The organism is Aeribacillus sp. JST-2, assembly GCF_056032925.1.
In genome coordinates, this window is the sequence record NZ_JBVVUU010000068.1 from 1 (window position 1) to 7,691 (window position 7,691).

Annotated in this window: 6 protein-coding genes; 2 read left to right on the top strand and 4 right to left on the bottom strand. The window is 37.4% G+C overall.

Translation table 11 applies throughout. The features are described from left to right. Window positions 1–497: 497 nt before the first annotated feature. Window positions 498–1,514 carry a transposase gene (locus AC0KTX_RS16145; protein ID WP_474253105.1) on the bottom strand — a complete coding sequence of 339 codons (1,017 nt, stop codon included), beginning with the start codon at window positions 1,512–1,514 and terminating at the stop codon, window positions 498–500. 139 nt (window positions 1,515–1,653) lie between these two features. On the opposite strand from AC0KTX_RS16145, the gene AC0KTX_RS16150 reads away from it, so the two are divergent. Both AC0KTX_RS16150 and AC0KTX_RS16155 read left to right on the top strand, forming a co-directional pair. After that, the gene (locus AC0KTX_RS16150) at window positions 1,654–2,409 is read left to right on the top strand and encodes a 3'-5' exonuclease (RefSeq protein WP_474253109.1); all 756 of its coding nucleotides are present in this window, start codon (window positions 1,654–1,656) and stop codon (window positions 2,407–2,409) included. A gap of 369 nt (window positions 2,410–2,778) precedes the next feature. Next, a complete protein-coding gene (locus tag AC0KTX_RS16155; RefSeq protein ID WP_474253106.1) occupies window positions 2,779–3,684 on the top strand; it encodes a M23 family metallopeptidase in 906 nt (301 codons plus the stop codon). Window positions 3,685–4,113: 429 nt separating this feature from the next. On the opposite strand, the gene AC0KTX_RS16160 is transcribed toward AC0KTX_RS16155, so the two are convergent. The 3 genes from AC0KTX_RS16160 to hydA form a co-directional block, all read right to left on the bottom strand. Further along, window positions 4,114–4,341: a hypothetical protein gene (locus tag AC0KTX_RS16160; RefSeq protein ID WP_094245144.1), complete on the bottom strand. Its 228-nt coding sequence runs from the start codon at window positions 4,339–4,341 to the stop codon at window positions 4,114–4,116. 318 nt (window positions 4,342–4,659) lie between these two features. Then, window positions 4,660–6,150, bottom strand: a complete 1,491-nt coding sequence (locus AC0KTX_RS16165; protein WP_474253107.1) for an NCS1 family transporter — start codon at window positions 6,148–6,150, stop codon at window positions 4,660–4,662. Window positions 6,151–6,218: 68 nt separating this feature from the next. Further along, the gene (gene hydA, locus AC0KTX_RS16170) at window positions 6,219–7,601 is read right to left on the bottom strand and encodes a dihydropyrimidinase (protein WP_474253108.1); all 1,383 of its coding nucleotides are present in this window, start codon (window positions 7,599–7,601) and stop codon (window positions 6,219–6,221) included. Window positions 7,602–7,691: the final 90 nt, after the last annotated feature.

Here is a 7,691-nt window from a genome sequence, read left to right on the forward strand (position 1 = left end):
TATCGGTTTCTTTTTTTCATGGTATCATTATAACTTATTTATCACGCTCATGTGTCTCACCTTATGGGAGCATTATAAAACATCGTTAGTGACAATGATGATATGAAAACTATGTTAAAACAGTAGCATTGCATTAAGTTAATTTTAATTTAATTTGTCAAGCCAATTTTATGTTAAATTTCATCTTTTTGGATATAAAAAAAACTCCTTATAATTAGGATTGGCAGTCCTATCCAAATCCTAAGAATAAGGAGAAACTATGATGGATAGGGATACCACACAATCCACAATAAATGAACTATTGAAAGAGATCGATCCAACAACTTTTTCAAAACTGAGTGTTTTGCAAAATTTGATTTTCTACAAAAAAAGCGTTTAAAAAATGCTGATTATAATCAGATGTTTTATTACAATAATTTTTAATTTTGATAAAGTTTAGAAAGGGATCAATCCACAAATTTGAGCATACTTACAGAATTTATGAATTTTTATTATTTTTAAATAACAATTTGCTTTCTACTTTGCTTGTTCATTGCTAGTGCTGAAGCTATTAACACAATTGCATTTAAATAGATATGGGTTTTTACTTTTTCAATTCCTCTTATGTGTAAAGAATTTGCGGTTAAATAACTTTTCATTCTTGAATTACAGCGTTCTACACTCGTTCGTTCATTATATAGTTCTTTCCAACGCTTAGTATCACGATGAGGAATCGAATATCTTCGTAAATCTTTAAGAGTGTTTACTTTTACAACCATCCCATAATTGGAAGACGAACAGGCAGTCATGCCCAAGGGGCAATCAACTTTTCCAGTCGCATGGGGACACCGAAACTTAAGTTGGTTCTTTTCGGATCCCCAATAAGTCATATTGTATCCCATAGAACAACGTGGGGTTCCATTTGAAGCGATTCCTGCTGGAGGTTCTTTTTCATTACGCAAGTTCAATGGGATGATTGCTTGTGCTCCGATGTTCTTAGCGGATTCGTAGTTTTTCAGTTGGTCATAGCCTGCATCCATAATCAAATATTCGATTTTCGTTTTTACACATTGGTTGACTTGCTCAATTAATTGTGGGGCAACATCTCCGTCATTCATATGAGCGGGGGTTACTTCAATTGCCATCGGCAATTCGCTTTTGGTATCAACTGAAAGGTGCATCTTATAACCAAACCAAGTAATTTTATTGCCAAATGAATCAAACTTAGCACCCCAATTTGCATTGCCTGTATGCGGACGACTAATATCTAATCCACATTGGTATCGAAAGCGCACATCATTTTTTAAACGATTGTGAAGTTCAGTGAAGGTATCAATTTTTTCTAATGGGGCGGCGATAAGAGCCCTTAATATCCCTTCTCTACAATGGCCTTCAGCCCCTTGGGGTGAAGAACTTTTCAATTGTTTAGCATAAGGACGCAAATCTAGAGCACTAAAAAAGATCGGTAATTTCTCTTTTGACTCTAAAATTTGCAATTCTTCAAAGGAAAATAGACTTTCTTGTAGAATATACAAAGTGACTTCCTCCTTATGAATTTTGTTTTTGGGTCACTTCAAAATTCTACAAATAAGGGGTGAAGTCCTTTTTTATTTCGTTAAAAACCTTGTCACTCTTGGGTTAAAAAATCTGCAAAATGCTCATCTAAAAAAAGATGTGGTTGCTAAATGTTTGGAGCACATTGCCATTGAAGAAGAAATGCATCAAAAAACGTGTCCAAACAAGGTGCAAAAAGTGATTCAGATGCTGTTCAATCAACTGAAGCCATTTCAACAAAAATCGTTAGAGAAAAAATTGCTTTGGCTTAAAAATTTAAAAAAATATACCCCCCATCAAGCGATTCAAACGATCCGAAAAGGCGAAGCTTTTGAGTATGACAAATATTTAGAAATGAACAAACGAAAAAGCTTAACCTTTCACAAAGAAATGATTGTTGAAATGTTAAACGAGTTGGAAATTTCAGCAAGAAAACATCAAACAATCTTAGATTATTTAAATTTCATTGATAAATCCATTCAGTGGAAGGAAAAAATGAACCACTTACGTCAAACGGATGCCGATGTAGTAAAATTGATGACGATTCACCAAGCCAAAGGATTGGAATTCGATACCGTTTTTTTAATTGGTGTCATCGAAAACATTCTTCCGCATAAAGCCGCCTTAAACGCAGAAGAACAGGAAGACCGGATCCCATCGAAGAAAGCAAAAGAAAAAAACATTAGCAAATTCGACGAAGCTATCGAGGAAGAACGGCGACTCTGTTATGTCGCCATTACGCAAGCCAAAGAATCCCTTTATTTATCGGCTCCTCAAAAACACCATAACAACAAAGCCAATGAATCCCGTTTCATATTAGAAGCGTTATCAACAAAACATCCGACAAATGTGACATCCTCCCACCACCTGCGCTAATGCCGGTGGTGGTGGGAAAGACTTCTTTCCGTGAAAAATTTACAATACTCCTTATATCTAAAACGAAAGGGACAACGTCCATTAAAGCAATCCTTAAGGACGTGCCCTTTCCCCATTCTCTTTCATTGCTCTTCCCCTCTACAATTTTTTAAATTGTCATTTCAACTCCTTATAATCCCTTTAATGAATTTGGACAGTAAAAGTAATATAAACTATACTGTTACCAAGGAAGGGATAAGGGCTTGAAACTCAAAAAGCGTCAATTGTCCCTCAATATAACGGTGATGTGGGCGTCACAACCCTTCCAAATATTGTAATAAAAAATGATCGCAGGAAAAGGGTCAACAAGTCAAAAAAAGAGGTAATCTAATGTTAGAAATAATTATTTACTTATTTGCTATCCAACTCGTTTTGCCTGTCATGTTTATCTATTCACTTTGGAAAAAGGCTTTTCAGAGTAAGCTTGAATGGTTTATACAGATGCTTTCAACCACATTGATCATCGTGTGGCTCTTTCAGACAGGCAGTTGGGATTGGATAGGTTATTACCTCCGGTATATAGAGCTAGTTTTACTCATTGTCGCCGTTTACCGGTCATGGAAAAAAACACGTACTTTGCCGTTCCGTACAACTTTTAGTGGCACACAAAAAATGTCTATAGGAATCTACGTTGTGCTCATTCTCATAATCGGCATCTATAACGTATTTGTCTTCAGCAGTTATACGTCACAAGAAGAGGCAATTGAACTGTCTTTTCCTTTAAAAAACGGTATCTATTATGTCGGACACGGGGGAAGTCATGTGCAGATGAATTACCACAGTTCTTATCCTCCCCAGAAATACGCTTTGGACATCGTCAAACTGAACCGCTTCGGCACTCGAGCAAATGGCTTGTATCCGCAAAACCTCGAAAAGTATGCGATATACGGCGATGCACTGTATAGTCCGTGCGACGGTGAAGTGGTGGAAGTGAGAGATCGCTTGCCTGACTTGACACCTCCGAATACGGATCATGAAAATCCGGAAGGTAACTATGTTGCGCTAACATGTGAAAATGTAGATGCCGTGATTTTTATTGCCCATATGAAAACAGGAAGTATTATGGTCAGTAAAGGGGCAAAGGTGCAAGAAGGACAACAGATCGGGAATGTTGGCAATTCGGGAAATACTACGGAACCGCATTTGCACATCCATGCCGAAAGAGACGGTAAAGGAGTGCCGATACGATTCGACGGTCGGTTTCTCGTTTGGAATCAACTAGTATGGTTGAATTAGCGCTTCTTTATTTAAAACATGAGCTCAACAAAGAGAAAGTTTCAAGAACAAAATCATGCTAACAGAGCTTGCAAAAGAAAACGAGTCAAAGCAGTCGCTAAACAACAAGCTGAAGATCAATCGCCTAGCCGATCAACTTAATTACTTACGATGAGTCCGCAAGAAAATGGAAGCAAACAACGACAAGATTTACGAATGAAAAAGACGATTGTTATCGGCCTCAATTCATGCAACCCAAAACCGCTTTCGCCTCCACAAACAAAAGAAGCAGGTTGACCCCTTACCGGGAACCTGCTTTTTCATTTAGAACGACCTGCAAAACACACGGCCACACATGTCTCATGTGTCTGTCTTCATATTTCTTTTTGTTTGAATGTGAATGCATGTAAAAATTTATATTCATCTCTTGAAACAATTCTCTTAAGTAAACTACTGAGCTTGTTTCATTAATAAGGATGAAAAATACTTACGAGCATCCGCATTTTTAATATGCAGTATTTGAGTAGCGTCCTTTTTACCTGAAGGGTCTGGAATTTTTAATTCGAATTCGACGAAAGCTCCACTTAAATTTTCTCTAACAGTTTTTATATAGTACCCTTGTTGAAGCAAATAATCAATTTTATCCTTTTCTTCCAGAAATTCTTGATGTGAAGACATCGACATACCTCCCTCAATAAAGCGCAATTATCTCTTTGATTTCTCGATTTCTTATAAATGCTTAATTCACAGCCATTTATTTGCTACTAGAGGATACTAACAACCCATTTGATGTAATTAAATCTTCACAATACTCTCAATCGCTTATCTCATAGACTGAAAGCCACACATTCCTTCGTCCTGCACCCACGATAAGTGAGAATGGTGGGGTATATCCCCACCTCAGCGGAAAACAAAACAACTGTAGTATATTTTTGTAAATAATTTGATAAATATTGTGATTTTGAGAATAATTCATTTTGATCGTGCTATTTGGTGTTATATATTGACACCCTTATTTGCATTCGTACTTACGGTAACGACATCAGAGGCTTCTATCGGTTCTTCATCTATGATCCAATCCCTTCCAACTGTTATTCCTAAATATTTTTCATCATCTGGATCTTCAATTTCAGCTTGTTTATATTTTTGAAACCACCAGTACTTTGCTAAGAAATAATAACATACTGCACCGACGACGAATCCGACCACAAACGAATAGTTTATGAGGAGAGAAGCTGCGGTTCCACCAATAGTCCAAGCAATAAATCCTGCAAGATTAAACCCTTTGAAATAGCGATACTGCCCATGATCGTTATAAAGGTCATACACATTAACACGACGCTTGCGCAATAAATAATAGTCTGCAAATAAAATCCCTACTATGGCTGACAATATGCCTCCGCAAATTAATAGGGCCGAAATAATGATGTCAAATAAACTCCAAGGCTGTACCATCGTTCCGATAATACCTGCAGCAAATACCCCTGCCCAAAACGGGAATTTCGGACCTCCAACATTAGAAAAAATTGTCGCTGCTGGAACAATATTGGCGGATGTATTGGTAGACCATTGTGCCAGAACAATCATAATCAAAAGAATTCCAAGAATCAAACCGTCGGCCGATTGTTGAAGGGCAAAAACCGGATCATAATTTTGAAGCGCAATATAGGAAACCGCGCCAATAACTACCATAAATGTTTGTGTAATCGTCAAAGCTACTATATTACCAATAATTGATGCTTGATTTCGCTTAAACCAATTTCTTTCATATTTTGGCGCTTTAATAAATCTTGATATGGAGGGCATATCTGCAGCCAGTGTAGACCAAAATCCCATATTGCTCATAATAACGATGATAAAGGCTGTGACAGCTGCTCCGCCAGTAACCGGATGTTCCACCCATGACCAAATATGGTGTCCTTCTTCCAATGCTTTGTCCGACAAAGTTGTATACATCCAAACTGAAATAATGATAATAACTGGTGCAGCCAGATCTGCAAAACGTTCAATCGCCTTAATTCCCAATGCTGTATTAATTAACTGTACAAGAGCAAATATTATATAGCATATTAACCAATTATCAAAATCAAATAAAATATTTAATATCCCATTCATAGCCGTTGAGCCAAAATACGTATTAATGCCAAACCAGCAGGAAGCTGCAAAACCACGAATCAAAGAAGGAATATGTGTGCCAATCGTCCCAAATGGCGCTCTCATATACACAGGAAATGATAATCCATGCTCAATACCGATATCGCCAATAATCGTCATACATAAACCAATTAAAATTGAGCCAATAACAGTTGCTAAAATGACCCAAAAAAGAGATAAATTTTGAACCCCAGCACCACCGATCGCAAATGCTGCAAGTACTACCGCCATCCCTACCCAAATAAAAGCAAATCCTAATTTTCCAATAGTTTTTCGGTTGTAAGGTACCGGTAAAAGGTCCGGGGACTTTAAATAATTAGATTTATTGCTCATCATATCACTCCTTTTAAAAATTTCTAATTTTTTCAATTTATCAGTAACTTGGAAAATTCTGTATTTTTTCACGTCGTTCTATATTTTTTACGTTTTAAAAATTGTCCATAGCCTGGCTTTGCCACAAGTTGTTTATCACGGACAATAAATTCACCTCTACATAAAACGGATACCGGTTCACCCGTTACTTTCATTCCTTCGAACGCATTGTAATCAACAGCCATATGGTGTGTTTTAGCTGAAATTACCCTTTCAATATTCGGGTCAAAAATTACTAAATCTGCGTCAGAACCTACTGCAATAGTTCCTTTTTTGGGAAATAACCCGAACAATTTGGCAATTCTTGTAGACACAATATCGACAAATTGGTTTAAAGTAATTCTTCCTTTCTTCACTCCTTCACTGAAAAGGATGCTGACTCGGTCCTCAATAATCGGTCCTCCGTTTGGAATTTTAGTAAAATCTCCTCGTCCAAGTTCCTTTTGTCCTTTAAAATCAAACGAACATTGGTCAGATCCCAACGTTTGAAGCTGACCGGTTTTCAATGCGTTCCATAACACCTCTTGATGCCATTTTTCGCGAAGCGGAGGAGACCAAACGTATTTCGCGCCTTCAAAATTAGGTTTTTCTAAATATGATTGATCGAGCACCAAATATTGAGGGCACGTTTCTCCCCATATATCTAAACCTTTATCGCGAGCTTGTGCAATTTTTTCAACCGCTTGCGCACACGTTACATGAACAACATAAAGTTGGGAACCGGCAAGCTCTGTTAACTGACATGCCCGATTTGTCGCTTCGCCTTCCAATTCCGGTGGCCGTGTTAACGCGTGGTAAATTGGATCCGTATTCCCTTCTTCGAGCGCTTTTTTCGTCAAGTAATCAATTACATCGCCATTTTCCGCATGAACCATAACAAGCGCTCCAAGCTCTTTGGCAGACATCAACGTGCGGTATAACGTTCCATCATCTGCCTGAAATACATTTTTATAAGCCATAAACACTTTAAAAGATGTGATTCCTTCTTCAATGATTTTCGGTAGTTCTTCCAACACTTCATCTGTAATTTCACTAATCATTAAATGAAAACTGTAATCAATAACTGCTTTTCCCTTCGCTTTGTTATGCCAAATTTCAATGGCGTTTTTCAACGGCTCTCCTTTATTTGTTAAACAAAAATCGATGACGGTCGTTGTTCCACCAAAAGCTGCTGCAATTGTCCCGGATTCGAAATCATCCTTTGTCACCGTACCTCCGAACGGCATATCCAAATGGGTATGGGGATCAATACCACCCGGAAATACATAACAACCTTTTGCATCAATCACTTCAGCGCCTGTTTCCTCTAAATTTTGACCAATCATCGCAATTTTCTCATCTTTAATAAGCAAGTCTGCTTCATACATATCCGTTGCGGTAACAATCGTTCCATTTTTTATAATTTTTGTCATTTTTACATTCATCCTCCCTCTATAAACTTTAATTTTCTTCAAAATTCTCGCGTTTTCTTTAAATTTCGCTAACACATAATAGCTTCTTCA

What these genes read in the sequence shown, in the direction of transcription:
- AC0KTX_RS16155 (WP_474253106.1), top strand. Translation starts at nt 2,779, where the DNA reads ATGTTAGAAATAATTATTTACTTATTTGCTATCCAACTCGTTTTGCCT.
- AC0KTX_RS16160 (WP_094245144.1), bottom strand. Translation starts at nt 4,341, where the DNA reads ATGTCTTCACATCAAGAATTTCTGGAAGAAAAGGATAAAATTGATTAT.
- AC0KTX_RS16165 (WP_474253107.1), bottom strand. Translation starts at nt 6,150, where the DNA reads ATGAGCAATAAATCTAATTATTTAAAGTCCCCGGACCTTTTACCGGTA.
- hydA (WP_474253108.1), bottom strand. Translation starts at nt 7,601, where the DNA reads ATGACAAAAATTATAAAAAATGGAACGATTGTTACCGCAACGGATATG.